The organism is Ruegeria sp. J8 (genome assembly GCF_056531925.1).
Genome location: NZ_JBQFMR010000006.1, coordinates 183,090 through 207,977 on the forward strand (window position 1 = coordinate 183,090; position 24,888 = coordinate 207,977).

At 58.2% G+C, this 24,888-nt stretch carries 19 protein-coding genes; 13 read left to right on the plus strand and 6 right to left on the minus strand.

Features of this window, described 5'->3' with window-relative positions; all coding sequences use genetic code 11:
* The first annotated feature begins 404 nt into the window (after positions 1-404).
* From ACR0L1_RS14215 to ACR0L1_RS14235, 5 genes are all read left to right on the plus strand, one after another.
* A complete protein-coding gene (locus ACR0L1_RS14215) occupies positions 405-893 on the plus strand; it encodes a hypothetical protein (protein ID WP_480859501.1) in 489 nt (162 codons plus the stop codon).
* A gap of 103 nt (positions 894-996) precedes the next feature.
* Positions 997-1,728, plus strand: a complete 732-nt coding sequence (locus ACR0L1_RS14220; protein WP_480859502.1) for a metallophosphoesterase — start codon at positions 997-999, stop codon at positions 1,726-1,728.
* A gap of 266 nt (positions 1,729-1,994) precedes the next feature.
* Complete coding sequence (locus tag ACR0L1_RS14225; protein WP_480504250.1) at positions 1,995-3,089, plus strand: glycosyltransferase; 1,095 nt, start codon at positions 1,995-1,997, stop codon at positions 3,087-3,089.
* Positions 3,090-3,179: 90 nt separating this feature from the next.
* On the plus strand, positions 3,180-3,449 hold the full coding sequence (locus tag ACR0L1_RS14230; protein ID WP_170771188.1) for a spike base protein, RCAP_Rcc01079 family: 270 nt from the start codon (positions 3,180-3,182) through the stop codon (positions 3,447-3,449).
* Positions 3,446-3,862: a phage head spike fiber domain-containing protein gene (locus ACR0L1_RS14235; protein WP_480859504.1), complete on the plus strand. Its 417-nt coding sequence runs from the start codon at positions 3,446-3,448 to the stop codon at positions 3,860-3,862. The genes ACR0L1_RS14230 and ACR0L1_RS14235 overlap by 4 nt, the downstream gene beginning before the upstream one ends.
* A 45-nt stretch (positions 3,863-3,907) precedes the next feature.
* Here ACR0L1_RS14235 and ACR0L1_RS14240 read toward each other — a convergent pair whose 3' ends face one another.
* The 5 genes from ACR0L1_RS14240 to ACR0L1_RS14260 are packed head-to-tail and all read right to left on the minus strand — an operon-like array spanning position 3,908 to position 8,114.
* Positions 3,908-4,198, minus strand: a complete 291-nt coding sequence (locus ACR0L1_RS14240; protein ID WP_170771156.1) for a hypothetical protein — start codon at positions 4,196-4,198, stop codon at positions 3,908-3,910.
* Positions 4,188-5,234 carry a hypothetical protein gene (locus ACR0L1_RS14245; RefSeq protein ID WP_480859506.1) on the minus strand — a complete coding sequence of 349 codons (1,047 nt, stop codon included), beginning with the start codon at positions 5,232-5,234 and terminating at the stop codon, positions 4,188-4,190. The genes ACR0L1_RS14240 and ACR0L1_RS14245 overlap by 11 nt, the downstream gene beginning before the upstream one ends.
* A complete protein-coding gene (locus ACR0L1_RS14250) occupies positions 5,231-5,641 on the minus strand; it encodes a hypothetical protein (RefSeq protein ID WP_480504236.1) in 411 nt (136 codons plus the stop codon). Before ACR0L1_RS14250 ends, ACR0L1_RS14245 begins: the two co-directional genes overlap by 4 nt.
* On the minus strand, positions 5,638-7,125 hold the full coding sequence (locus ACR0L1_RS14255) for an FAD-binding oxidoreductase (protein ID WP_480859508.1): 1,488 nt from the start codon (positions 7,123-7,125) through the stop codon (positions 5,638-5,640). Before ACR0L1_RS14255 ends, ACR0L1_RS14250 begins: the two co-directional genes overlap by 4 nt.
* Entirely contained in the window at positions 7,122-8,114 is a 993-nt protein-coding gene (locus ACR0L1_RS14260) for an alpha/beta fold hydrolase (RefSeq protein ID WP_480859510.1), read from the minus strand. Before ACR0L1_RS14260 ends, ACR0L1_RS14255 begins: the two co-directional genes overlap by 4 nt.
* A 321-nt stretch (positions 8,115-8,435) precedes the next feature.
* On the opposite strand from ACR0L1_RS14260, the gene ACR0L1_RS14265 reads away from it, so the two are divergent.
* From ACR0L1_RS14265 to ACR0L1_RS14300, 8 genes are all read left to right on the plus strand, one after another.
* Positions 8,436-10,016: an ABC transporter substrate-binding protein gene (locus tag ACR0L1_RS14265; RefSeq protein WP_170790142.1), complete on the plus strand. Its 1,581-nt coding sequence runs from the start codon at positions 8,436-8,438 to the stop codon at positions 10,014-10,016.
* 127 nt (positions 10,017-10,143) lie between these two features.
* Entirely contained in the window at positions 10,144-11,709 is a 1,566-nt protein-coding gene (locus ACR0L1_RS14270) for an ABC transporter substrate-binding protein (protein ID WP_480859512.1), read from the plus strand.
* A 4-nt stretch (positions 11,710-11,713) separates the two neighbouring features.
* Positions 11,714-12,661 (plus strand): glutathione S-transferase family protein, encoded by a 948-nt coding sequence (locus tag ACR0L1_RS14275; RefSeq protein WP_480859513.1) that lies wholly within the window; start codon positions 11,714-11,716, stop codon positions 12,659-12,661.
* A 48-nt stretch (positions 12,662-12,709) separates the two neighbouring features.
* Positions 12,710-13,687 carry an ABC transporter permease gene (locus ACR0L1_RS14280; protein ID WP_480504231.1) on the plus strand — a complete coding sequence of 326 codons (978 nt, stop codon included), beginning with the start codon at positions 12,710-12,712 and terminating at the stop codon, positions 13,685-13,687.
* A complete protein-coding gene (locus ACR0L1_RS14285; RefSeq protein WP_480504230.1) occupies positions 13,684-14,634 on the plus strand; it encodes an ABC transporter permease in 951 nt (316 codons plus the stop codon). The genes ACR0L1_RS14280 and ACR0L1_RS14285 overlap by 4 nt, the downstream gene beginning before the upstream one ends.
* Before the next feature lie 4 nt (positions 14,635-14,638).
* Positions 14,639-16,348, plus strand: a complete 1,710-nt coding sequence (locus ACR0L1_RS14290) for an ABC transporter ATP-binding protein (RefSeq protein ID WP_480859515.1) — start codon at positions 14,639-14,641, stop codon at positions 16,346-16,348.
* Positions 16,349-16,465: 117 nt separating this feature from the next.
* Positions 16,466-19,732, plus strand: a complete 3,267-nt coding sequence (locus ACR0L1_RS14295; RefSeq protein ID WP_480859517.1) for an adenylate/guanylate cyclase domain-containing protein — start codon at positions 16,466-16,468, stop codon at positions 19,730-19,732.
* 12 nt (positions 19,733-19,744) lie between these two features.
* The gene (locus ACR0L1_RS14300) at positions 19,745-20,908 is read left to right on the plus strand and encodes a hypothetical protein (protein ID WP_170771131.1); all 1,164 of its coding nucleotides are present in this window, start codon (positions 19,745-19,747) and stop codon (positions 20,906-20,908) included.
* Here the strand turns inward: ACR0L1_RS14300 and ACR0L1_RS14305 are convergent.
* Positions 20,901-24,686, minus strand: a complete 3,786-nt coding sequence (locus tag ACR0L1_RS14305) for a flavoprotein (protein ID WP_480859519.1) — start codon at positions 24,684-24,686, stop codon at positions 20,901-20,903. The two genes, ACR0L1_RS14300 and ACR0L1_RS14305, sit on opposite strands and share 8 nt — an antisense overlap.
* Positions 24,687-24,888 lie beyond the last annotated feature (202 nt).

A 24,888-nucleotide genomic window follows, 5' to 3' on the forward strand; every position in this document is an offset into this window, starting at 1 on the left:
ACGAACATACCTCTCGCTTTGGATGATTTCGCGTGATGAGCGAGCATTGAAAAACCTTCGGAGACTGCAGTGTAACCGGACTTAGCGGCCGAGATTGCCAGGCATGATTTGGAGGCCAGCTGCTTTTTTGGCGAGCCAGTTCATGCGTCTTTCGATCAAGATGGCTCCACACCAGAAATTGTCACCCAACTAGGCTAAAGGCCGGTCTTTTTGCCAACAATTGAACCGAACTGCCAAATTGGACCTGATCAGAAATCGACAGCACTGAATTGTTACAAAGCGTTTAGACAAAATCGCGATAACTTGTCCGCAAAAGGCACATTTACGCCCCAGGCCACACGTCAAGACGACGATGTCCCTCCTTAGCACTGTTCCCAACTACCAACGGGAATGGAGTGCGGCTAATGCGATTTCTGAGTTTGAGGCTCTGCAAATGGAAGAGACGGTTTGCAGGTTATGTGATGGGGCTTTCTGTCCTGTTATGCGTGCTTGCAGTGCCTGGCGCCGGATACTCGGAACAACCTTTGGTGGTTGGCAGTGATCGAGGCGGTTTCTTGCATGATCGTTTGGTCGAATTGGAGAACCTTCAAAGAAATGGCATACGTGTCGAGCTGCGCGGGCGGATCTGTTATTCGACCTGTACGATGTTTCTTGGCCTGCCAGGGACATGTGTAACACCGGACACAATATTTGGATTTCATGGTCCGTCGCGTCATGGCCGGCCGCTCAGTGCCTCAGATTTTCAGTATTTCAGCGAAGTGATGGCGGAGTTCTACCCCGAGCCCATCAAGACTTGGTTCATGGAAACAGGACGAAACCGAATTCGCGGCGTACACAAAATCAAGGGTGCAGAGCTTATTAGATTGGGTGTTTTTGCTTGCCGCACGGCGTAGCGTCGCGCTTGTCTTCAAACCTCTAGATAGGTATGAGTGTATTGTATGAGCACAATCATAGCGTGTGCTTTGACGGGTAGCCTTGCATAGGAAATTAGTCTGGTTGATTTCGGGACTCCTTCATCGAATTCATGGGGGCAAAGCGCGCAGAGCTCTTGCGCCGACAAAGCCGATCTGCGTCATAGGGGATGTCCATGGCTGCATCGGGCTTTTGGAAAAGCTCTTGTCCCAAGTACCGCATGACGCCCAGATCATTCTGGTTGGAGATTACATTGACCGAGGCGAACACAGCTCGGAGGTTTTGCGGATGATGCAAGCTTGCCCTGAATTTATGTGTTTGATGGGAAATCATGAGCAAATGCTACTGCGTTTCCTGGCCGATCCGAAGAAACACGGTCGTCAGTGGCTACGAAATGGGGGCTTGCAGACACTGGCGTCGTTTCGCATCCCAGCCGCTCGGCCAGAAATGACTTCCGAGGAACTGACCAAGTGTCGGGATAGTTTGCGGCGCGCTATGGGTGATGAACTTGTTGGCTGGATCGCAGATTTGAAGACCAGTTTCCATAGTGGGAATATCTTTGTCTCGCATGCTGGGGCAGACCCCACACGTCGGCTTGACCAGCAATCTGAGCACGACCTGCTTTGGGGCAACAAACATTTTCAGACCAAAGACAGGAAAGACGGTCAGTGGGTTGTCCATGGCCATACAATCGTGAGTCGCGCTGCGGTTCGGGGCGGCCGAATTGCTGTCGACACGGGCGCGTTCGCGACCGGCGTGCTCAGCGCAGTCTATCTGGACGGTTCTGAGCCAGAGTTTCTGACGGCGCTTGGTTAGTATTGGTTGTTTTTGCAACACTGAAAAAACAATCTAAGGCAGAATACATCGAAACATTGTTTCGCGAAAAGAGAGTGAATTAGACCTGAGATAACTAGGTATTTCGAGCGTTTCATGTGCACCCTTCGGATCCCATTTTACGGCGTTCTGCAGATTGGACGTCGGCTGTACCCTTCAGGAGATGACTTGGGCCTCATGGCATTGCGGGGTGGTGGCAACACGGGCTTACAAATCAGGCCCGCGGTGACAGCGGAGTGTTGGGCAGATTGAAAGTTGCCATCGTACATTATTGGCTAGTTGGAATGCGCGGCGGTGAAAAAGTCTTGGAGGCGCTGCTGGATCTATTTCCGGGCGCAGTGATTGTGACTCATGTCTATGACCGCGAAAAGGTCAGCGCCAAGGTCAGAAAACACGAGGTGCGAGAGACCTTTATCGGGCGCTTGCCCGGTGCGCGAAAGCACTATCAGAAATACCTGCCCCTTATGCCCCTGGCGCTTGAACAGATGGACATGCAGGAATTTGATCTGATTCTGTCCAGCGAATCCGGTCCGGCAAAGGGGATCGTGCCGCGCCCCGATGCGTTGCATGTCTGCTATTGTCATTCACCGATGCGCTATATTTGGGATCACTATCACAGCTATCGGCAACAGGCGGGGGGTGTTGCGCGGATGGCGATGCCCTTCCTAGCGCATAGGCTGCGCGTTTGGGATGTCACGACTGCTGCTCGCGTGGATCGTTTCGTGGCCAATTCGTCCTTCATTCGTGACCGAATCCAAACCTATTATCGGCGCGAAGCAGAGGTTATTTTTCCTCCGGTCGAGACGCAGGCGTTTCAGATATCGAACCATGTTGAAAACCACTACCTGCTTGCAGGTGAGATGGTTTCTTACAAACGGGCCGATCTGGCGATTGATGCGTTCAACGCGTCTGGCCGTAAACTGGTGGTTGTTGGTGATGGTGAGATGCGCGGCGTGTTGGAAAAGAAATCCTGCCCCAATATCACTTTTCTTGGCCGGGTTGATAATGCCGAGCTAAAGCGTCAATTCGCCACCTGTCGCGCGCTGATTTTCCCCGGTGAGGAGGACTTTGGCATAGTTCCGGTCGAAGTGATGGCCAGCGGACGACCGGTGATCGCATATGGGCGCGGTGGGGCATTGGACACCGTCATCGAGGGTGTCAGCGGTGTTTTGTTTCATGAACAGACCGCCGAAGCCCTAAACCTGGCCATCGACCGGTTCGAGAAGAACCCGGATTTGGTGAAGGATCCAGCGACGATCAGGGCGTTGGCGGATACATTCGATGTTGAGGTCTTCAAGCAAAAGATATGGGCACTAATCGCTGACGCGCGGGCAAACGCCTGACGCGGACGCAACGCACGCAGGACTTGTAGGTCATTAAGCGGTTTTTCCTAACGTGCCGCTGATTGACACACAGACAGCGAGTCCTGACCCATGACCACCAATCCTTTCGTAAACCGAGTATCCAGCCTGTCCGGTCCTGCCCGAGATATTGCACCCGTGACGCCTTCGGATACTGCGGACCTGCCAGATGTGGCGATCGGGCTATACGTTGAATCGGGCGGGACGATTGTGTTGACGACTGTTCGCGGGGAAATCCGCACGGTGCAGGTTCTGGACTTTTCGATCCTGCCAGTGGGCGTCAGCCGTGTTCATGCCACGGGCACAACAGCCAGTGGAATCCATGCAATGGTGCTGGCATGAAGCTGACCCGCGACCTTTCTGTAACGTCGCACCCTGCGCGCCGGGTATCTGGCCCAGCCCTGTCACTTGATTTCGAGCGGCAGGAGTACCGGCGGTTCGGGCGCCCCATCGCGTTGAGCGAGGCGATGACCTTCGCGCGTGCCTCTTCGGCCCGGCAGGCCGGGGCCTCGGGCATGATCGAGACGGTGGGCAATGGCGTATTGCGGCGAGATCATGTGGTCGGAACCGGAGCGTTCCGGGGGGCCTTGTTCGAAGGTCAGGCCACCAATCTGCTGCACTATTCAGATGACTTTACCCAATCCTACTGGAACGGATATGCGCGTAAGCCCAGTTTCGTCGGCGGGCAGCTTGCGCCGGACGGGACGGCTTCGGCCCTGACATGGAATTGCGCGGATATACGCAAAGCAGCCTGATCAAACGTGGGTTTTTAGCATGGAGGAAGGCACGAGACCGAGATGTCAGGCCTTGGGCAGTGGCAGACAGCCCGGCAGGCCCGCAGGGAGCACCAGGCGAGCGCCCATATTATATAGGGATTTTACAAATCCCTCGCTTTCTGACGCGACGGTCAGGCTGAAGGGCGAGGCCGCAAGGACCGAGACGTCGCCGGGCAGCGCCTCAAGCATCTGCGTTTTGGGCAGGACAACCACATAGGCCGGGGCGTCGTCTGTCAGCAAAGCCACAACAACAAGCGTGGACAGCCACCCCAGAAACATCAGCGGCAGGGCAATCAGAACCGCCCTAATAGTCATGGATATGTTCCAGTGCCAGGCCTGACCCCGGAAGTTGGCGCAGACGTTCGGCCAGATCGGACACTTTGACGACGATCAGATGTCGGTGGTCGCCGAACCCTTGGCGAGGCGCGCTGTAGATCGCGTCTGCCCGCGTGGGCTGATCCGAAATTGCGGTAAACAGGATGTCGTCATTGCCTGCGATCTCGACCACGTTCACACCGTCACCGGCCATCTGCACCAGCAGATTGGTCAGGGCGCGGTAGCGTGGCGTCTCGATCTCAATCCCTTCGGGGCGCTGGGCGATGACTTGCATGTCGGGATAGGCGGGCAACTCGCCCTCTGAGGTGACGATCATGCGAAGGGTCAGCTCATCCTGACCGACCTGCTCAACGGCCTGTTCAATCACCCTGGCATAGCCACCCTTGGCGGTGTATTCCAGACCCAGAGCTATTGCGCGTTCAGTGTCGCGGATCGAGCCGCTGGACTGGTCAATCAAGCTTTGGGCATCGTCGTCAAAGCGCCACTTGTACCATGGCACCTGTTGCAGGAATTCAGCGTAATCTGATGCCTGCTGCGCCGACAGTTCATCCAGGGGAGCCCGTTCCGGGCCGCGCAGGGCGGTAAACAGGCGGCCGACTGTCTCTTCGTACAGTGCCTTCAACGCCAGTTCCGCCGTGAAACTGGCCCCGATCACATAGATCGTTTGCTTGGTCTCACCGCCAATCTCGCCATGGGCAGCGGCTGTTTCGGACAGCGCGCAGAGCGAGCTCCAGAACCCCGTGATCCCTTGCCAGAAGCCGTAGTCATGTGGATCGCCTTGGCTCAGAACCTCGGCATAATCCTCATAGGCGTGGACGATGTGCCATTCAGGATAGGTCATCAGGCTGCGGGTTTCGGGGCGGTGATGCTCGGCCGGTAGCAGGGCGTCATAGGGTTGCGCCTGCGCAGTGCCCTTGCAACTTGTTTCGACATAGATGATAGGGGCGGCCAAGCCGATCCCGACCAGCACCAACAGCAGAACCAGCCTGCGCAGCCATCTCAGCAGAAATCTCATGTCGTCCTCCGTGCGTCACGCAGACCGGCCCAGGCGGCCACCCCTCCCAGCGCCAGATGCGGCAGGTTTGCCAGCACGCGTCCGAGGGACAGGTCCATCCCGGCTGAGTTGTTCGTGAAGATCCCCAGATCCAGATAGCCATAGCCAGTGAAGAACCCGAAAACTCCGTCGCCCAGATAGGCCAGCCCGAACAGGATCAGAAAGGTGCGCGCAGCGCGATGGGACCAAAGCCCGGCAATCAGCGCCCAGAAGGCCGACGCCACATGCAGCGCGTCGTCATAGATATCCAGGGCAAAGATGCCAAAAGCCAGACCGTTTTCATCCGTCAGACCGGGTATGTAATTCAGCGACGCGGCAATCATCAGTGCCACAAAATACCCCATACAGAGTTTTTGAAGATTGGTCATAGCTGCCCCAAATAGCTGTCCCAAAGGTTGTTTCTTAACACCAGTTGCGGATCTAACGCGCTTTTGGCCTGCGCAAACTCTCGCGCGCGCGAATAGGCGGCGGACAGTTGATCCAGCCGCGCGTGCGGGCGGTAGGGCAGGTAATAAGCCCCGCCGATCGCGGTGATCCGGTCGATCAGCTCTTGCGTCATACGGGCCATGTCGGCCTCGGCGCGGTCGGTCATCTCCTGACTGAAGGACATAACCGCAGCGATGCGTGGTTCCGAGGCGAAGGACAGAACCGCCTGATCGTCTTGCGCCACATAGCGCAGGGTCACGTTCAGAAACTCCTGATACGAGGCCGGGATCACCTCGCGGCAGGCGGTCAGGAAATCGTCAAAGGCGTCGAAGCCCACGAAATATTCGTGCAGGATATCGGTGCGGTCCGGGTTGCGGTCGTCCAGCGTGACAACCGGTTCGTTGATCAGGGAATTCCGCGTTGCCTCACCCCCGCCCAAGGCTGGGCCTAGCGTGGTTTCGTTCCACCAGCGAAAGGACTTGAACGCCTCGTTGCCTAGCTGCGCGCGGTAGAGACGACTGGCGGCATGCGACATCCATCCCGAGCCGGTTGCCGGCGGCAGGTCCGATTGATCCTCGGTCTCGCGGTAGGTGATCAGCAAGGCTTTTTCAAAGAAGGACGCCCTTTCGACATTGAGCCTGCCATAGGCCATCGACACAGCCGGGTCAGCCACGGCCTGGCGGAAAGCGTTGGCAAAGGCGCTGGCTTCCATCAATTTGAAAGTAGGTGATAGCCGTGTATTAGAGACCATTTCGACTTCTAGATCGACGATGATGCCGATCAGCCCATAGCCTCCCATGCCCAGATTGAACAGGTCGGCGTTTTCCGTGGGCGAGCATGTCACAAGCTCTCCGTCCGGTAGGATCATGCGCAGGGATCGCACGGTTGCGCCCATCGGTCCGAACGGAACCGGCCAGCCATGGGCGTTGACGGAATAGGTCGCGGCGACGCCGAAATCGTGGTTCGATTGCATCACCTTGGGCGACCATCCTGCAAGGTCCAACGCCGCAATGACCTGAGACCAGCGTGCCCCGGCATGGGCGCGGTATGTCTGCGCTGCGCTGTCAATCTCGACCGAGCCGTTGTCAAAGGTGATCGCTGTGCCATCGCGCGGGATGGCTTGCGCCCCCATCGAATGGCGCGCGGCACCGACATTCACCGGGCGGCCCTCGGCCTGTGCCTGCGCCAGTTCCTGACGGATGGCCGTGATCAGGGCTTCATCAGCATTCTCGGTCATCACCAGATGCTTGTGTACCGGCGTCGGTGACAATCCGCTGGCGTCATTCAGGATCGTGGCATCCGACACGGCAGGCGTGTAGCGGGTGCCGTCATAAACGGGCAGGTCTGGTCCCAACCAACGAGACAATCCCCAGCCCGCCACTCCACCGGCGGCGAAAAGTGCGGCGCGTCTGGTGAAAATCGTCATACGTCTTCCTTTGATAGCGTCGGCCCGGGCATGGCCTTCAGCACGTCAATTAATGCGGTTTGAAACTGCTCTGGGTCCTCGATTTGCGGGATGTGACCTACATCGGGCAAGACGATCAGCGGTGCTTCGGATAGCAGCGCGTGCAAGGCGTGGGCTTGCGCGACCGGGGTCACGGTATCTTCCGCGCCCCAGATCAATGCGACCGGCAGGTCGAGCGTACGCCAGCTTTCTGCCCGTGTGCTGCGCGCGTTCTGCGGCGGCACAAGCAGGTGCGGCAACCAGTCCGCAACGGCCTTGGTATATCCTTCGCGGGCCATTGGATTGCGCAATATCGAGACGATTTCAGGCGTTGCAGCCAGTTTCACATGCAAAAACGCGCGAAGGAAATGGCGCGTTAGCAGTGGATTAGAGACTGTTGTGGCGGCTATACCCTGTCGCAGCAGCCCATTTCGCAGGTAAATGGGCTCAGAAGTTGGAGAGTCATGCGCCTCAAGCGCAATCGCCCCACAAACTATGACCAACCCGGACACCAAATCGGGGCGCAGCATAACAGCCTCGGCCACGGGCCCTGCGCCGATGGAATGCGCGACGGCGATCGGAGGGCTGTCCAGCTCTTCGAGAAGGGCGATAATGCGTTCGGCCTGACGCGTCCGACTGTAGTCCTCATCCTGTGCTGGTTCCGACCAGCCGAAAGGCGGCATGTCAAAGGCGATCGCGCGAAACCCGGCGTCGGACATGTGGGAAAGCGTGGGTCGCCACAAACCCGACCACGCCGCTGTTCCATGAGCAAACAGAACCGGCGGCGCCGAAGGGTCGCCGACGTCCAAAGCAAAGATCGCACCCTCAGAGGTTTCGATCATCCGGCCTGTGTCATCAGGCAAGTGGCCCACCGGAACAGTCTCACGGTTGCTGGCTGCCACCCAAAACCCGGTCAGCACAACAGTGACAAGCAACAGAGCTGAAAAAATGAACCTGAAAAATACCTTCATTGCCCGGATAGTTGTGCGCGCCAGACGGAAATGCAACCGCCGGAAATCCTTACCGGGCAAGGGTGCTGCAATTCGGACGCACAGCAGAATCCGGGTGATGACACTGCATTCAGCGCTCTAAACTTGACCAAGCGGTCAACTAATTTCTATACAAAACAGTCTCTAATCAATGGGAAAACCAAGAGTCGAGATAAACATTTCAGTTGGCTCACAATCTAGTGTTGCAACTGTGAAAATGATCTGGATGATCAGGACCACCAAGGCCGCGACAACGGCCTGCCGTCTGGGATGGCGGCGCTAACAATAAACGGGGAGATTATAATGATCCTAAGAAATCTGATGATTGCCGCCAGTGCGACCGCAATGATGGCGGCAGGTGCATCGGCTGAAACTCTGCGCTGGGCGCGCGCGGGTGACGCGCTGACGTTGGACCCGCATTCGCAAAACGAAGGTCCGTCGCACACCATTCGCCACCAGATGTATGAGCCGCTGATCATCCGCGACGTGACCGGCGCGTTTGAACCCGCGCTAGCGACCGAGTGGGGACCAAAGGCCGATGATCCGAACGTCTGGGTCTTCAAACTGCGCGAAGGTGTGAAGTTCCACGATGGCGCGGATTTCAACGCAGAAGACGTGGTGTTCAGCTTTGAGCGCGCCAAGCAGCCGAACTCGGACATGAAAGAGCTGATTGGCTCGATCACCGAAGTGCGCGCGGTTGACGATTACACCGTCGAGATCGTCACCGATGGTCCGAACCCGATCCTGCCGTCGAACCTGACCAACCTGTTCATTCTGGACAAAGGCTGGGCCGAGGCGAACAACACCGTCAACGTTCAGGATTTTGAGGGCGGCGAGATCACCTATGCCACCACCAACGCCAACGGCACGGGGCCATATAAGCTGCAAAGCCGCGAGCCTGACGTGAAAACGGTGATGGTGCGCAATGACGACTATTGGGGCATCGACCAGTTCCCGATGGAAGTGACCGAGATCGTCTACACGCCGATCCAGAACGCTGCGACCCGCGTGGCTGCGATGCTGTCGGGTGAAGTGAACTTCCTTCAGGATATGCCAGTGCAGGATATTGAGCGCGTCAACGGTGCCGATGGCCTGATGGTCAAGCAGGCGCCGCAGAACCGTGTGATCTTCTTTGGGATGAACCAGGGCGCAGATGACATCGAAGCGGATAACGTGGACGGCAAGAACCCCCTCGCCGATGTGCGTGTGCGTCAGGCCATGTCGATGGCGATCAACCGCGATGCGATCAAGCAGGTCGTGATGCGCGGCCAGTCGCAGCCTGCGGGCATGATCGCACCGCCCTTTGTCAACGGTTGGACTGCTGATATGGACGGCGAATCCTCGACCGACCTGGAAAAAGCCAAGGCCCTGATGGCCGAGGCAGGCTATGGCGACGGTTTCTCGCTGCGGCTGGACTGCCCGAATGACCGCTACATCAACGATGAGGCGATCTGTCAGGCGGCTGTCGGTATGCTGGGTCAGATCGGCGTGACTGTGAATCTGGACGCCAAGCCCAAGGCACAGCATTTCCCGCTGATCACCGACAGTAAGACCGACTTCTACATGCTGGGTTGGGGTGTGCCGACATATGACTCGGAATACATCTTCAACTTCCTGGTCCATGGTCGCGAGGACGATATCGGAACTTGGAACGGCACCGGCTATCAGGACGATGCGCTGGATGCGAAGATCAAGTCGCTGGCCTCGAACACCGATCTTGATGCGCGGAACGCTGACATCGCCGACATCTGGCGCGTGGTGCAGGACGAAGCGCTGTACATCCCGATCCACCACCAGGTTCTGAACTGGGGTATGGCTGATGGCGTGGGCATCGAAGTGGATGCGGAAGACCAGCCGAAGGTCAAATACTTCACGATGAACTAAATAGGTTCGATTGCGAACAAGGCAGGGCGCGGATTTCGCGCCCTGTTTTTTGTTTCGCCCTGAGATTTCCTTGCGTGCAAGCGAAAAACCAAGAAAACTCAGGCGCAGAGAACAGGGAGAGATAAAAATGATCCTTAGAAACAGTGCCATCGGCCTGGCCCTGCTGGCTGCGACCAGTGTTCAGGCGGCCGAGTTCAAATGGGCCTCGACCACCGATCCGCAGACCATGGACCCGCACGCCGTCAACTCGGCCCCGGTTCTGGGTTTTCTCAACAATGTCTACGAAGGGCTGGTGCGCCGCGGCAAGGACATGACGGTCGAACCCGCGCTGGCCGTAAGCTGGGAGCCGATCGGAGAGGGTGAAGGCTGGCGATTCAAGCTGCGTGAGGACGTGACCTTTCACGACGGCAGCACCTTTGATGCGCAAGACGTGCTGTTCAGCTATCAGCGGGCCTCAGGCGAGGCGGCAGATACGCGCAGCTGGTTTGCGCCGGTCAGTGAAGTGATCATAGTCGATGACTATACGGTCGATATCATGACCTCGGCGCCGAACCCGCTGTTCCCGTCCTCGATCGCCAACTGGATGATCATGGATCAAGGCTGGACCGAGGCGAATGACGCCGTGGTGCCCGACAAGGAAACCGGCAACTACGCCACGATCAATGCCAACGGCACCGGCGCGTTCAAGGTGACGGCCCGCGAACCGGGGCTTAAGACCGTGTTAGAGCCGCATGGCGACTGGTGGGGCGAGGTCGAACACAACATTACTCGCGCCGAGTTCAACCCGATCCAGAACCCAGCGACTGCTGTTGCGGCGCTGCTGTCGGGTGATGTGGACATGATCAATCCTGTCCCGATCCAAGACGTTGCACGTCTGAAGGAAAACGCCGACGTGGACGTCATTCAGGGGATCGAGGCGCGCGTGATCATGTTGGGTTTCGATCATGAAGCCGAGACGCTGAAATACACCGATGATGCGGGCAAACCGAACCCGTTCCGTGATGTGCGGGTCCGTCAGGCAGTTGCGCAGGCGATCAATGTGGACGCTATTCTGGCCACGATCATGCGTGGCAACGCCGAAGCCGCTTCGCAACTGGTCAGCCCGGCCATGAGCGGCTATTCTGCAGCCAATGCAGACCGCTCCGCCTTTGATGTCGAAGGCGCCAAGGCGCTGCTGGCCGAGGCAGGCTATGGCGATGGGTTCTCTTTCGGGCTGAAGTGCCCCAATGACCGCTATCTGAATGACGAACCGGTCTGTCAGGCCGTCGTCACCATGCTCGCGCAGATTGGGATCACGGCGGAACTGGATGCCATGCCCGTCCGCAACTACTGGCCAGAGCTGCGCGAGGATAACTACGACATGTATATGCTGGGCTGGAGCCCCGGCACATTCGACGCCGAACATCCCGTTCGCTTTCTGGTAGCCACGCCGAACGAGGAGAAAAAGCTGGGCAGCTGGAATTTCGGCGGCTACTCGAACGAACGGGTGGATGAACTGTTGCCGATGATCCAATCCGAGCTGGACGCGACGAAGCGTCAGGCCATGCTGGATGAGGTGACGGCCATCTATCAGGACGATCATGTCTATGTGCCGATGTATGTTCAGCCTCTGGTTTGGGGGACCGGCAGCAATATCGACCTGACACAACGCCCGGATAACTTCTTCATCCTGCGTTGGGTCACGGTGAACTGACCGCATGGGCGTCATGATTGCCGGGGTCTACCACGTGGACGACCCCGCCCCCGATACATCGCTTGACGGCGCATACCGTCGTCAGGCGTCGTCCATCCGCAACGCTCTGCCAAACGGTCCTTATGAGCCGGGGCGGTTCCACCTGTATGCCGCGTGGAATTGCCCTTGGGCGCATCGGGTCCTGCTGACGCGCGCCGTTAAGGGATTGGAGGAGTTGATCACCGTCGCCTATGCCCGCCCGCGCCGCACGCCGGACGGTTGGGTGTACGACACCGATGGTGACTATGCCGATCCTCTGTTCGGTGTCACCGCGTTGCATCAAACCTATGCAAAGGTTGATCCTGCTTATACCGGGCGCATCACCGTGCCTTTGTTGTGGGATCGCGCCGAAAACCGCGCGGTGTCGAATGAATCCGCCGATCTCGTGCGTATGCTGGGCACGTTAGAAGGCTATGGCCCCAATCTGGCCCCGCCAGACAAGTTGGATCAGATCAATGCCTGGAACGACAAAATCTATCCGCGCCTGAACAATGGCGTCTATCGCGCCGGGTTCGCCCGCACGCAAGAGGCGTATGAGGCCGGGTTTCACGATGTCTTCACCATGCTGGACGAGATCGAGGCGCATCTGGCCACCAACCGATACCTGTGCGGCGATGATCTGACCGAGGTCGACCTGCGCCTGTTCCCGACCCTGGCGCGGTTCGATGTGGCTTATCACTATGCCTTCCGCTGTAATTTGTGGCGTTTGGTCGACTATCCGCATCTGTGGGGTTATGCGCGGGACTTGTACTCTCGACCGGAGATTGCCCGGACAGTGAAGCCCGAGATATACAAGGCCGGGTATTTCTCACCCTCCGAGCTGCGAAACCCGCTGGGGATCGTGCCGTTGGGGCCAAAGATAAACTGGGCTGAGCCACAGGACCGGGCGGCGTTGTCCTCTGCGACATCTTGACCATTCGGGCGGGGCATGCGTAGAGAGGCAGATCAACGGGGAAACTAAATGTTCGCATATATCGTCCGAAGGATGTTCCAATCCGTGATCGTGTTGCTGGTCGTGGGTCTGGTCGCATTTTCCATGTTCCGCTTTGTCGGCGATCCGATCGACAACATGCTGGGGCAGGAACGCACGCAGGCTGATATCGACCGCCTGCGCACCGAGCTTGGGTTGGATAAGCCCTTCCCGGTCCAGTATTTCAAGTTCCTGCAAGGGGCCGTTCAGGGCAATTTTGGCGTCTCTTACCGCCAGGGTCGTCCGGTTTCGACCATCATCGCAGAACGTGCACCCGCGACGCTGGAACTGGCCTTTGTGTCAGGTTTTCTGGCCATCACAATGGGTATTGCTCTGGGCGTCTTCACAGCGATCCGACGACAAGGGATCGCGGCGAATGTGATTATGACCGTCAGTTTGATTGGGGTTTCGTTGCCGACCTTCCTGATCGGGATACTGCTGATCTATATCTTCTCGGTCGAGCTTGATCTTCTTCCTAGCTTCGGGAGGGGCGAAACCGTTATGATTGGAAACTGGTCAACGGGCTTCTTGACGTCGTCGGGCCTCAAGGCGTTGATCCTTCCCGCGATTACGCTGGGCCTGTATCAGATGACACTGATCATGCGGCTGGTCCGATCCGAGATGCTGGAAGTGTTGCGCGCCGACTACGTTCGTTTTGCCCGTGCCCGCGGATTGTCGGACCGGGTGATCAACTTCCGCCACGCGCTGAAGAACACACTGGTGCCGGTGATCACCATAACCGGTTTGCAATTGGGGTCGATCATTGCGTTCGCCATCATCACCGAGACGGTGTTCCAATGGCCGGGCGTTGGCCTGCTGTTCATCAACGCGATCCAGTTCGTCGATATCCCCGTCATGGCCGCCTATCTGATGCTGATTTCGGTCATGTTCGTGACGATCAACCTGATTGTCGATCTTCTTTACTATGCTATTGACCCGCGCCTGCGTGTCGACGCGAGGGCCACATGACCGATATTCTCGATACCCCCAAAGCGCCGGAAAAGTCGCGGTTCGCCAAGTTCTGGGACGGCGACTTCGCATGGTCCTTTCGGCATTCACCTGTGGCTATTGTCTCGACTCTGGTTGTCGCCATACTTGTGCTTTCGGCGATCTTTGCGCCGCTGATCGCGCCCTATAATCCGTTCGACCCGTCCTCACTGAACCTGATGAACGGGTTTACGCCGCCCGGAACACCCAACGCCTTTACGCAGGAAACCTTTCTGCTGGGCACCGACGATCAGGGGCGCGACGTATTCTCGACCATCCTCTACGGGATGCGCGTTTCCCTGTTCGTGGGCGCATCTGCCGTGCTGTTGGCCTTGATCATCGGTATCGTTCTTGGGCTGGTCGCTGCTTATTTCGGCGGCTGGATTGAAACCCTGATCATGCGGGTCGCTGATGTGCAGCTGACTTTCCCGGCCATTCTGGTCGCTATGTTGATCTTTGGTATTGCCAAAGGCGTCACCCCGCCGGAATACCGCGATGAGATGGCGATCTACGTCCTGATCGTCGCCATTGCGCTGTCTGACTGGGTCCAGTTCGCCCGCGTGGTGCGCGGCGCGGCTCTGGTCGAGAAAAACAAGGAATATGTTCAAGCGGCCCGTCTGATCGGTCGTGGGTCCTTCCCGATCATGTTCCGCCACATCCTGCCCAATGTTCTCAGTCCGGTTTTGGTGATTGCCACCATCTCGCTGGCTCTGGCTATCATCGCCGAGGCGACGCTGAGTTTCCTTGGCGTCGGCGCCCCACCGACCCAGCCTTCTCTGGGGACATTGATCCGCATCGGACAGGGCTTCTTGTTCTCGGGTGAGTGGTGGATTCTGTTCTTCCCGGCCTGCACCCTTCTGGCGCTGGCTTTGTCTGTGAACCTGCTGGGCGACTGGCTGCGCGATGCGTTGAACCCCAAGCTGCGGTGATTTCATGAGCCTTCTGACAATCAATGACCTGACGGTCGAATTCCCGACCCGCCGCAAACTGTTCACTGCCGTGGACCATGTGGACCTGTCGGTTGAGCCCGGCGAAATCCACGGGCTTGTCGGTGAATCCGGGGCCGGTAAATCCACAATCGGAGCCGCCATTATGGGTCTGCTCGACCGACCCGGCCGTATCGCCAGCGGTACGATCAAGCTGAGCGGTGACCAGATCAGCGGTATCGACGCCGAGGCGATGCGTGGGCTGCGCGGCAATAAGATCTCGATGATCTTTCAGGACCCGCTGACCTCGCTGAACCCGCTGTTCACCGTGCGCGAGCAACTGGTCGAGACCATTCAGGCGCATCTGGGTGGTTCAGATAGTGAGGCCAACAAACGCGCCCGCGATCTGATTGACCGGGTTGGTATCCCTGACCCCGATACACGGCTGGACCAGTACCCGCACCAGTTCTCGGGCGGGATGCGGCAGCGTGTGGTGATTGCTTTGGCGTTGTGTACCGAGCCCGACGTGATCATCGCGGATGAACCGACGACAGCCTTGGATGTATCCGTTCAAGCGCAGATTCTGGACCTGATCAAAGAGCTGGCGACCGAGCGGCAGGTAGGGGTTATCCTAATTACCCACGACATGGGCGTGATTGCCGACACCACCGACAAGGTGACGGTGATGTATGCGGGTAAAGTGGTCGAAAGCGGCCCTACGTCTCAGGTCATGGGCCAGCCGACCCACGAATACACCAAGTCCCTGATCGCCGCCGTACCGCGCCCAACACTCAAACTGCATCGCTTTCCGCAAATCAGCTATGGCGGGCGCGAGACCCGCTTTGCGATCGAAGACATGGCCCGCCACTGGCCCAAAGTGGACAATGACACCAGCAAACCGGTGTTTGAGATTCGCAACCTGACCAAGAAGTTCCTGCAAAAGCGAGGGCTTCTGCCGTGGGACCGCACCTATTTCACCGCTGTGGACGATGTCAGCTTTGACATCCGCGCGGGCGAGGTGTTTGGCGTCGTGGGGGAGTCCGGCTCGGGCAAGTCCACCGTCGCGCGGATGATTGCGGGGCTCTATCCGGTTGATGGCGGCACGATCACATTCGAAGGGCAGACAGTCAGCGATCTGACCAACAAAGCCGCGCTGGATGCGTATCGCAAGAACATCCAGATGATCTTTCAAGACCCCTATTCCTCTCTCAACCCCCGGATGCGCGTGGATGAAATCGTGGCAGAGCCGATCCGCCATCACAAGCTGATGGACGGGGCTGATATCAAGCGCCGCGTGGATGAGCTGTTGGATCAGGTTGGGCTGGGTCATGAGGCCGGGCTGAAATACCCGCATGAATTCTCGGGCGGTCAGCGTCAGCGGATTTCCATTGCCCGCGCGCTTGCCACGCAGCCCCGCTTTTTGATCTGTGACGAACCGACCAGCGCGCTGGACGTGTCAATTCAGGCCCAAATCCTGAACATCCTGAAGGATTTGCAGGAGCATCTGGGTCTGACCTTGCTGTTCATCAGTCACGATTTGCCAGTTGTGCGCCAGATGTGCGACCGCGTGGCCGTGATGAAACAGGGCAAGGTGGTCGAGCTGCAAGAGACCAACGACCTGTTCGCCAATCCACAGACCGAATATGCGAGCGAGCTGTTGCGGTTGATGCCCAAACTGGACGATCTGTCCACGGAAGGGTTGAACGCCGAAACCTAACTCTCGCAATCCGTGCAAATATGCGAAAATAAACATTAAATTCGTTAACCATTGCAGACTCGGGCGTGTCTGCCGTGCTAGTCTCACCTTTGGAGTTGGGGGCTTCAGAGGGGCGACATGTCTCAGGACCTTAGGGACTGGCTGAGCGCGCTTGGATTGTCTGACTATGCGCAAGCCTTTTTGGATAACAAAATTGATTTCGCCATTTTGCCCGATCTAACGGGCGAAGACTTGATCGAAATCGGAGTGACCGCAGTCGGTGATCGCCGACGGCTTCTGCGTGCGATTTCGGAACTGGACGTGGCCGAAATGGTCTCGGCCTACACGCCGCAGGCCCCGCTCGAGCCTGCCAAGCGGCAAGTCACCGTCATGTTCGCGGACCTGACCGGATTCACGCGCCTGTCCAGCGAGTTGGATGCAGAAGACATGCACGCGCTGCTGAACGAGTTCTTTCAAAAGGTCGATCACGTGGTCGAGAAATACGGCGGGCGGATCGACAAACACATCGGCGACGCGGTCATGGCCGTGTTTGGCGCGCCGATCTCGCACACCAACGACACCGAACGGGCGGCGCGGGCGGCGTTGGAAATTCACGCGGTCCTGCCCAGCCTGACGCGGCCTTTGACTTGCCATATCGGCATCGCCTCGGGGCAGGTGATCGCCAGCACGACCGGCAGCGAAGCGCATACGGAATACACGGTGACGGGAGATGGGGTGAACCTGGCCTCGCGCGTGACAGATATGGCGGGGGTTGGCGAGACGCTGGTGTCCCACGACATTCAGCGCGCGCTGGGGCCCTTGTTCGTGGGCGAGTCGATGGGCGAGAAGGCGATCAAGGGTCTGAATGACCCGGTCGAGCTGTGGCGGCTGGAGCGTCTGGCGCAAAACATCCGGTCGCGCCGTCACCGCTTTGTCGGGCGCGAGCGCGAGATGTCCATCTTCGAGGCCACATTCGACCGGTGCAAGCGCCACGGCAAGGGCGAGGTGCATATCATTCTGGGCGAACCCGGTATCGGCAAAACACATTTGTCGGAACAGGTGGCCGAGCTGGCCAGTGGGCTGTCTTATTCCACGCATACAGGCGTCGTGATGGATTTCGGCGCGCGCGAGGGGCATTCCGCCATTCAATCCGTCGCGCGGAGCATTCTGGGATTAGAGCCTAGCGCCGATGCCGCCACCAGCGCCGACGCTGCCAAGCGGGCAGTTGCGAAAGGGTGGGTGTCGCCCTCCAATGCCGCGCATCTGAATGCCTTGCTTGAGCTGGAACAGGACCCCGGTCTGGCGGAAGTTTATGCCGTGATGGACAACGCCACGCGCCTGCGCGGGCGGCGTAGTGTGATCGATGAGTTGATCGCCGGGCGCAGCCGGGACAACCCGCTATTGATCCAGATCGAGGATATCCACTGGGCCGCGCCAGATATCCTGACCGCATGCGCGCATATGGCGGCGGCGACGCGTGACTTGCCCTGTGTACTATTGATGACAAGCCGCGTTGAAGGCGACCCGATCGACCGGGAATGGCAGATGGGCACGGAGGGTGCCTTGATCTCCAAGCTGGAACTGGCGCCGATGGGAGATGATCAGGCGCGGCAATTGGTCGAGGAATTCACCGGAATAGACCCTGAATTGCTGGAGGCCTGCGTAGAACGGGCCGGTGGCAACCCGCTGTTTCTTGAGCAGCTTCTGCGCAATATCGACGTGCTGAAACGCGAATCCGTGCCCGGCAGCATACAGGGCATCGTTCAGTCGCGGCTGGATTCACTGGACCGCAAGAACCGGGCGGCAATTCAGGCGGCCTCGGTCCTGGGGCAGCGGTTCTCGCCCGAGGTGCTGAATTTCGTGCTGGGTGAGGGGCATCTGGATGTGTCCACCCTGATCCGCTCGGCCCTGATCCGCGAGGCGGGGCAGGATCTGATGTTTGCCCATGCTCTGATCCGCGACGGGTCTTACGCCACGCTGGTCAAATCCGAACGTGCGCGGCTGCATCGGCAGGCAGCAAAATGGTTCGAGGATCGCGACGCCACCCTACGCGCGCAACATCTGGACCGGGCCGGGGCCAATAACGCTGCGCAAGCCTATCTTGAGGCTGCGGACAAGCTGATCCAGGCCTTCCAGTTCGACGATGCCAGCCCGCTGATCGAACGGGCACTGGAACTGCCTGCACCGGCCGGAGTGCGGTTTGATCTGCTTTGCGCGCGGGGGGAGACACACCGCCTACAGGGCTTGTCTGATGAGGCCCTGCGCGAGTTTCATGAGGCCGCATCGCTGGCCGATACCGACGAACAGACCTGCCGCGCCCATATCGGGTTGGCGCAGGCCGCGCGTCAGGCCAGCCGGTATACCGAGGCTTTGGAAAGTCTGGCGACAGCCGAGGCCGCCGCCAAGCGCTGTGGCTCGGATCGGGACATCGCCCAGATCAACTATGTGCGCGGCAATGTCTATTTCCCGCTGGGGCAGGTCGATAAGGCACTGGCCAGCAATGAAACGGCTCTAACACTGGCGCGTAAGCTGGATTCGGTGCGACTTGAGGTTGGGGCGCTCAGCGGTTTTGGCGATGCCAATTTCATGAGCGCCACGATGCAGACGGCGGTCGGGTTCTATACGCAGGCCGTAGAGCGGGCGCGTGAGAAGGGCCTTGTTCGGGACCTTGCGGCGAACCTGCACAACCTCAGCGTTGCGCGCAGCTATTCCGGCGATGTGGCGCAGGGCAAGATGGACGCGCAAGAAGCCATTGAGGTGTCGCAAAAGTATTTTGCCTTTGTGCCGGAATGCGTGGCCCAGACCTGTCTTGGCGTGGCGCATACCTTTCTGGGTGAGCTGGATCAGGCGTCCGAGGCCTTTTCGGTTTCCGCCGAGATTGCCAACCGGGTCGGGGCCAAACGGCTTGAGGCGCAGGCGCTAGAGCATCTGGCCCGCACACAGGTTTATACCGGGCAACTGGATCAGGCCCGGAAGACGGGCCAGCATGCGGTTGAGATCGCGTTGGAACATGGCCGGAACTTTGTGGGCCCCAAGGCGCTTTCGGCGCTGGCCATGGCCGAGCCGGACGCTGATGCGCAGGATCGTCATCTGAAACTGGGGGCCGAGATCATCGCCGAGGGCTGCGTTGGCCATAGCCATTTGCATTTCTACACCGATGCCAGCGCGGTGATGTTGGCCCGGCAGGAATGGGACCGGGCCACGGCCTATGCCGATGCCCTGGCGGCCTTTACTGCGAAAGAGCCGCTGCCCATGGTGGACCTGTCCATTCAGCAAACCAAAACGCTGGCGGAATGCGGTGCGTGGGGCATCCCGCTAACCGCACATGAAGGGCTGGAGGCCCTGCGCGCCGGGTTCCGCGACATGGGCATCACGCAGACGCTGGTCGGGCGGCTGGACGATTAGGTAAGGGGTTGGATGAGTATCGAACGCAAAGTCTGGCGCATCTCAGGTGTATTGACGGTTCTGTTGTCCGTTTTGCTGATCGTACTTTGGAACGCGCTGAACCATTTCGAAGGCGATCCGACGCAATTGCCCGATCAGGCTTCGGTCGAGGATTATCTGAAAGACCTTGAGACCGTGCCCGAATATCGCGTTAAAACCGGGATATTCATCAAGTCCTTTGTCTTTACCGGTGCCAGCGACGTTCATGTGACCGGCTATGTTTGGCAGCACTACAAGGATGGCGTGCATGATGCGATCAAACCGGCCAAGGACGATGTCGGGTTTGTTTTGCCCGATGCCTCGGACGCGGCCAGCGGGACGATTGAAGAGGCGTATCGCATTGATCAGGGCGACGAAGAGCTGATCGGCTGGTATTTTGAACAGACCCTAAGACAGAGTTTCGATTACACCAGCTATCCGTTCGACCACAAAACCGTCTGGGTGCGGTTCTGGCCCGCCAGTTTCGACACTGCCGTGGCGCTAATCCCCGATTTCGACGCCTATCCCGCCACAGGGCCCAGGGATATTTTCGGCATCGACAAGCGCATCGTCATGGGCACGTGGGAGCGTGAGAATACCTATTTCGATTATCGCCTGTCCGATCTGGGCACCACGATGGGCCTGAAGGATATCGACTTTCAGACCAACCTGCCCGAGCTGCATTATAACTTTGTCATCAAGCGCAATTTCGGCAACGCGTTCATCGTGCATATGATACCGCTGATCGTGGTGACGATGCTGCTGTTTGGCGCGGTGATGACCGTGACCCGTCGCCCCGAATTGGTCGAGAGGCATGATTTCAGTACCTCCAGCGTGATCGGTACCTGCTCGGTTCTGTTCTTCGTGATCCTGCTGGCCCATGTGCAACTACGCGAAGGCTTTGCCGGTTCGCCGGTGATCTACATGGAGTCGTTCTTTTTCCTGATGTATTTCCTGCTGCTGGCCGTGTCGGTGAACACCTATCTGTTTGCGTCCGAGGCCGTGCCATCCCTGCGGTTCATTCACTACAAGGACAACCTGATCCCCAAGGCCGCGTTCTGGCCCTTTGTTCTGCTGTGCATGGTGGCGATCACGGCCTACAACCTCAGCCTCAAGGCGGACCCCGAGGATGAGGCCGTGATCGAGATGCTTAACTAGGGGGCGTAAAACCCGGCTTTGGCGTGCCGGTCGCCATATCCAGCGTGTATTCCGCCACCACCCCGGCAGACCCATCGGCCCATTGGTCCAGATATTTGGTCGGATGCGCGATCACATAGACATAGGCGGGTTTCTTCACCCCATCCAGCAGCACATTGATCCGCTTGCGGACATAGACATTCTCGGGCGAGCCGGGACCGTGATACCCTTCGAGCTTGTCCAGATCCTTCAACCCCGAGGATGACACGCGATAAACCTCGCCCTGGATCGGTTCGCCTCGGCCTTTCTGATCGACCAGCGTGGCCATCCGGTGCAGATAGCCGCAATTGGGATTGTCGCAATGGGGTTCGTGCGGAACGATCAGTGGCATCCGTTGCCGCGTCACCGCCTGCCCGACGAAATCATCCAGCACTTCGGCATGGGCGTCGTGGTTGGGGAAGCCTTTCTTCAGCGACCCGTAGGTGAAATACAGATAAGTCCGCTCGCGGTCGTCGATCAGATCGTCTTCGTCCACCTCTTCGGGGGCGATGACCGTGTGCGCATTGGCCCAATCGTCCAGCATCGCCGCAATCTCGGGCTTTACCTTCCGCACGTCCCTTGCGTTCTTGGGATCGCGCAGGAAATTGATGCAGGAACTGGCGTCGATCCCCGGCGCGCCCAGTAGAACCTTCACCATCTTGGCCGAGTTGTTCATTACCGCCACATGTAGGCTGGTAAAGCCGTGATCGTTGGTGGCATTGACGTCGATCCCGCGATCTATCAGCTCTTGCGCTGCTTCAAGGTCGGGCTTGCCAAGGTCTTGCCCGTTCTCGTGCAACTCGCCCTCACCACCGGCCGCATAGTGCAGCAGCGTGTCGCCATTGCTGTCATCGACGATGTCTATCCCAGCCATGCCTCGGTCGATGGCATCAAAGACGCGCCCCCATTGGGCGAACTCGTCCGAGGCTGCGGCCTCCTGCGCCCATTTGCAGATATTGTGCTCCTGATCGGCTAGTTCTTCGAAGGCTTCGTCCAGGACCTCCATGATCTGATCCGGGGTGGCCATCATGCCGATCCCCATCATGCCGTTCGAAAGCCGTCCCCGGCGCGGTCCGACGATATCGACCCCCAGATCCCGCAGCTTTTCAACATTGTTCTGGGTTGTGACATTGTTCCACATATTCGTGTTGCAAGCAGGGCAGAGGATCACCGGCTTGTTCCGGTACTGCCACGCCACAAAGACCGAGGTCAGCAGATTGTCAGCAATACCATTAGCGATCTTGCCCATCGTGTTGCACGTCACCGGCGCCACGATCACGCAATCTGCCCAGTCGCACAGCGCCAGATGCGAGGCCCGCAGGGGCATTCCGAACTCGGTATAGCGGAAATTCCACTCATCATCGTCGCGGTAGTAATCATGATGCGAGATGTAATCCTCGATCGTTTTGGGGCGCATGGTTCTGGGGCCGTCTGTTTCGTCCTCGACCTCGATATCGCGAAAGAATTTCTCGGCCGAGACGGATGGGATCAGCTTGACGTTATGGCCCGCATCCTTGATCCGTTTGACCAGATCCGGCACCTTATCCGCCGCCGAGGACCCGCAGGCACACAGCAGTACATTGCGCTTTTCGCTGGGCGCATCGGTCAGCCCGCCTTTGGGATAGCCGAAGATATTCTTGTCGAGGCTGGGGGATTCATGGCGCAGCAACACCGGCAGCCCGGCATCTTTGACGCTTTGCTGAAAACTGCCATCCAGAACAACATCGACGATATCCTTGCGCCGCCCCAGACATTCGCCCTGAAAGAACAGGTAGGGCGCGGTTTCCTTGCCGGTCATCATCGTCAATTGCCGCCGCATCTTCATAACGTTGGCCCCGTGGCCTTCGATGTCGATCAGACGGGCGGTGGTGATGCCAATATTGGCCAGCATACTGCGCAGCATATAGGACCACGGGTCCTCATCCGCGTAGAACAGGACGATCGGATTCTCGCGTACGATCCGTTCCACATCAGTGGGGTCCTCGGGCGGCTCGTGTTCCTCGATCACCAGCATCGCAGGGTTTGACAGGTCGCGTAGGCCGCGGAACAGATGCCCGCGCGGCGCTTGCCAGACTTGCGAGGTCGCTGGGCTCATATCCACCACGGTCACCAGATCGGTTGCCTCATCATAGGCGATGCACAGGCACCAGAATTCTTCCAGCAGCGCGGTCTCGCGATACACATTCGCAGGGGGGCGGATCACTTCGAACCCCAGCACGCGGTTGAAGTCGATATTGATCATCAAATGCCGGTCTTTTTCGATGTTCAGACTATGCAATTGAGCGCGAAACCACTCTTGCGGCGTTGGGTTCCCCTTTCCGGGGTGTTCGGCAAAGCTGCGGAAAGTGCTGCCCAAATGCACATCGGGGGATTGTCCCAGATAGCGCTGCGCCAGCAAGTGCATTTCCTTGGCCGTGGACACCCGGTTGAGTTTGTCGGTCAGATTGGTCTGCGTGGCGATCAACAGCTTGTCTTCATCCACCTGTTCATCCCCGAGGATGTTGAGGCTTTCCGCCAGAACCCCCAGCGAGTTCATGTTCGGGCTGGCCCGCCGGAACAGGTTGCGGCGTTTCTTGGGGTCTTTCGCCAGATATTCGGTGCTGTCCACATAGTTGCAATCCTGTTGCAGCGTTTGCAGCGTTGTCTTCACCGCCTCGAGCGCCGAGAACCGCAAAATCCCCCGCGACCGCATCGAGGTTCCGTCGCGGTCGGACATGCCCGCCCATAGTCGGTCAATCGTCGTGACCCAAAGCTTGCCGTATTTCTCGGGGTGGACATCCATCATATGCACCAGACCGGTGCTGGGGTTGCATTTGGCGATGATCGCAAAATGCCCGCCCGGCATGTTCTGCTTGCCATGGGCCACGCCGACCTGAAAATTGGCCACCAGAATGTCGTTGTCGCCGCCCACCCGGTTGGATTCATCAATCGCCTGCAACAGCAACTCGACCGAGGTTGTGGCCTCATCCATGAAATAGGCCTGAACCTGTATCTTCTCACGCAGGTCCTGCGTGTTGATGAATGTGCAAGCGACGTCGTAAAGCTCGCCCAGCGAAATCCCGTCATTGACCACAAAGGATGTGGGCAAGGCGCATTCGCGGAAGATGTCGTTGACCTCGTAGCTGAACCCCAACGCCGACATGCTCAGCGCTGCCGCTGTCACGCTGCAACAGTTGATGGGTTGCTGAAAGTTGTGCAGATGCACGCTGACCAGATCCCCAAACAGGGTGTCGTAACAGTGTTTACGGATCGCAATAGGGATTTCCAGCCATTGGCTGCTGGACAAATAGGCCAGCCTGGTCCCCGCCGTGGCCAGCGCCTGAAGGCTGACGGGGATATCGAAAATCTCAAGATGTTCTTCATAGAAATAGTCACCGGCGTCAGCTGCGGCCAAAACCACCTCATCCTGCTGCAACTGGACCAGACCGGACAGAACCACATACATGCCTTCGGGTGACAGGATGGTGTCGGCTTCAACCTCGAAGCACTCGAAATGCGGTTTGATGGGTTTGTCTTCCGATGCGGACAGGATCGCATAGATCACTGACCAGTCAGACTCGGATGGATTGAATGTACGGAAATTCTCAATCGGATCTTTAGGCACGCCTGTTCCCCCCTGAACGTTGGCTTCAATGCATTTCAGGACCGATGTCGGGATCAACCAGAACAGGCGCATTGGTCCGGTAATTGGGCGCAATGCGTTTCCCGACAGGGTCAGGGCCACGCGTGACGCGGAATTGGCGCGGACAAAATGGCCCAATAGCCTGCACCTTACCTTAGGTTAGGCGGAAAATCACGGAAGTATTTGGATAGTTGCATATCTACTCGGTATTCGTGTGGTCCGTCTAAAAGACGAAACAACCGACATTATGACGGATCAATTGGCTATTTCGTCAAGATTGCCTCTGCGGATCGAACAACCGCGCCTTCATACTTTTCCAAAACACTTGAGGAGGCGCACT

What these genes read in the sequence shown, in the direction of transcription:
- ACR0L1_RS14295 (WP_480859517.1), top strand. Translation starts at nt 16,466, where the DNA reads ATGTCTCAGGACCTTAGGGACTGGCTGAGCGCGCTTGGATTGTCTGAC.
- ACR0L1_RS14255 (WP_480859508.1), bottom strand. Translation starts at nt 7,125, where the DNA reads ATGACGATTTTCACCAGACGCGCCGCACTTTTCGCCGCCGGTGGAGTG.
- ACR0L1_RS14215 (WP_480859501.1), top strand. Translation starts at nt 405, where the DNA reads ATGCGATTTCTGAGTTTGAGGCTCTGCAAATGGAAGAGACGGTTTGCA.
- ACR0L1_RS14270 (WP_480859512.1), top strand. Translation starts at nt 10,144, where the DNA reads ATGATCCTTAGAAACAGTGCCATCGGCCTGGCCCTGCTGGCTGCGACC.
- ACR0L1_RS14265 (WP_170790142.1), top strand. Translation starts at nt 8,436, where the DNA reads ATGATCCTAAGAAATCTGATGATTGCCGCCAGTGCGACCGCAATGATG.
- ACR0L1_RS14235 (WP_480859504.1), top strand. Translation starts at nt 3,446, where the DNA reads ATGAAGCTGACCCGCGACCTTTCTGTAACGTCGCACCCTGCGCGCCGG.
- ACR0L1_RS14260 (WP_480859510.1), bottom strand. Translation starts at nt 8,114, where the DNA reads ATGAAGGTATTTTTCAGGTTCATTTTTTCAGCTCTGTTGCTTGTCACT.
- ACR0L1_RS14245 (WP_480859506.1), bottom strand. Translation starts at nt 5,234, where the DNA reads ATGAGATTTCTGCTGAGATGGCTGCGCAGGCTGGTTCTGCTGTTGGTG.
- ACR0L1_RS14290 (WP_480859515.1), top strand. Translation starts at nt 14,639, where the DNA reads ATGAGCCTTCTGACAATCAATGACCTGACGGTCGAATTCCCGACCCGC.
- ACR0L1_RS14275 (WP_480859513.1), top strand. Translation starts at nt 11,714, where the DNA reads ATGGGCGTCATGATTGCCGGGGTCTACCACGTGGACGACCCCGCCCCC.
- ACR0L1_RS14250 (WP_480504236.1), bottom strand. Translation starts at nt 5,641, where the DNA reads ATGACCAATCTTCAAAAACTCTGTATGGGGTATTTTGTGGCACTGATG.
- ACR0L1_RS14230 (WP_170771188.1), top strand. Translation starts at nt 3,180, where the DNA reads ATGACCACCAATCCTTTCGTAAACCGAGTATCCAGCCTGTCCGGTCCT.
- ACR0L1_RS14280 (WP_480504231.1), top strand. Translation starts at nt 12,710, where the DNA reads ATGTTCGCATATATCGTCCGAAGGATGTTCCAATCCGTGATCGTGTTG.
- ACR0L1_RS14285 (WP_480504230.1), top strand. Translation starts at nt 13,684, where the DNA reads ATGACCGATATTCTCGATACCCCCAAAGCGCCGGAAAAGTCGCGGTTC.
- ACR0L1_RS14300 (WP_170771131.1), top strand. Translation starts at nt 19,745, where the DNA reads ATGAGTATCGAACGCAAAGTCTGGCGCATCTCAGGTGTATTGACGGTT.
- ACR0L1_RS14240 (WP_170771156.1), bottom strand. Translation starts at nt 4,198, where the DNA reads ATGACTATTAGGGCGGTTCTGATTGCCCTGCCGCTGATGTTTCTGGGG.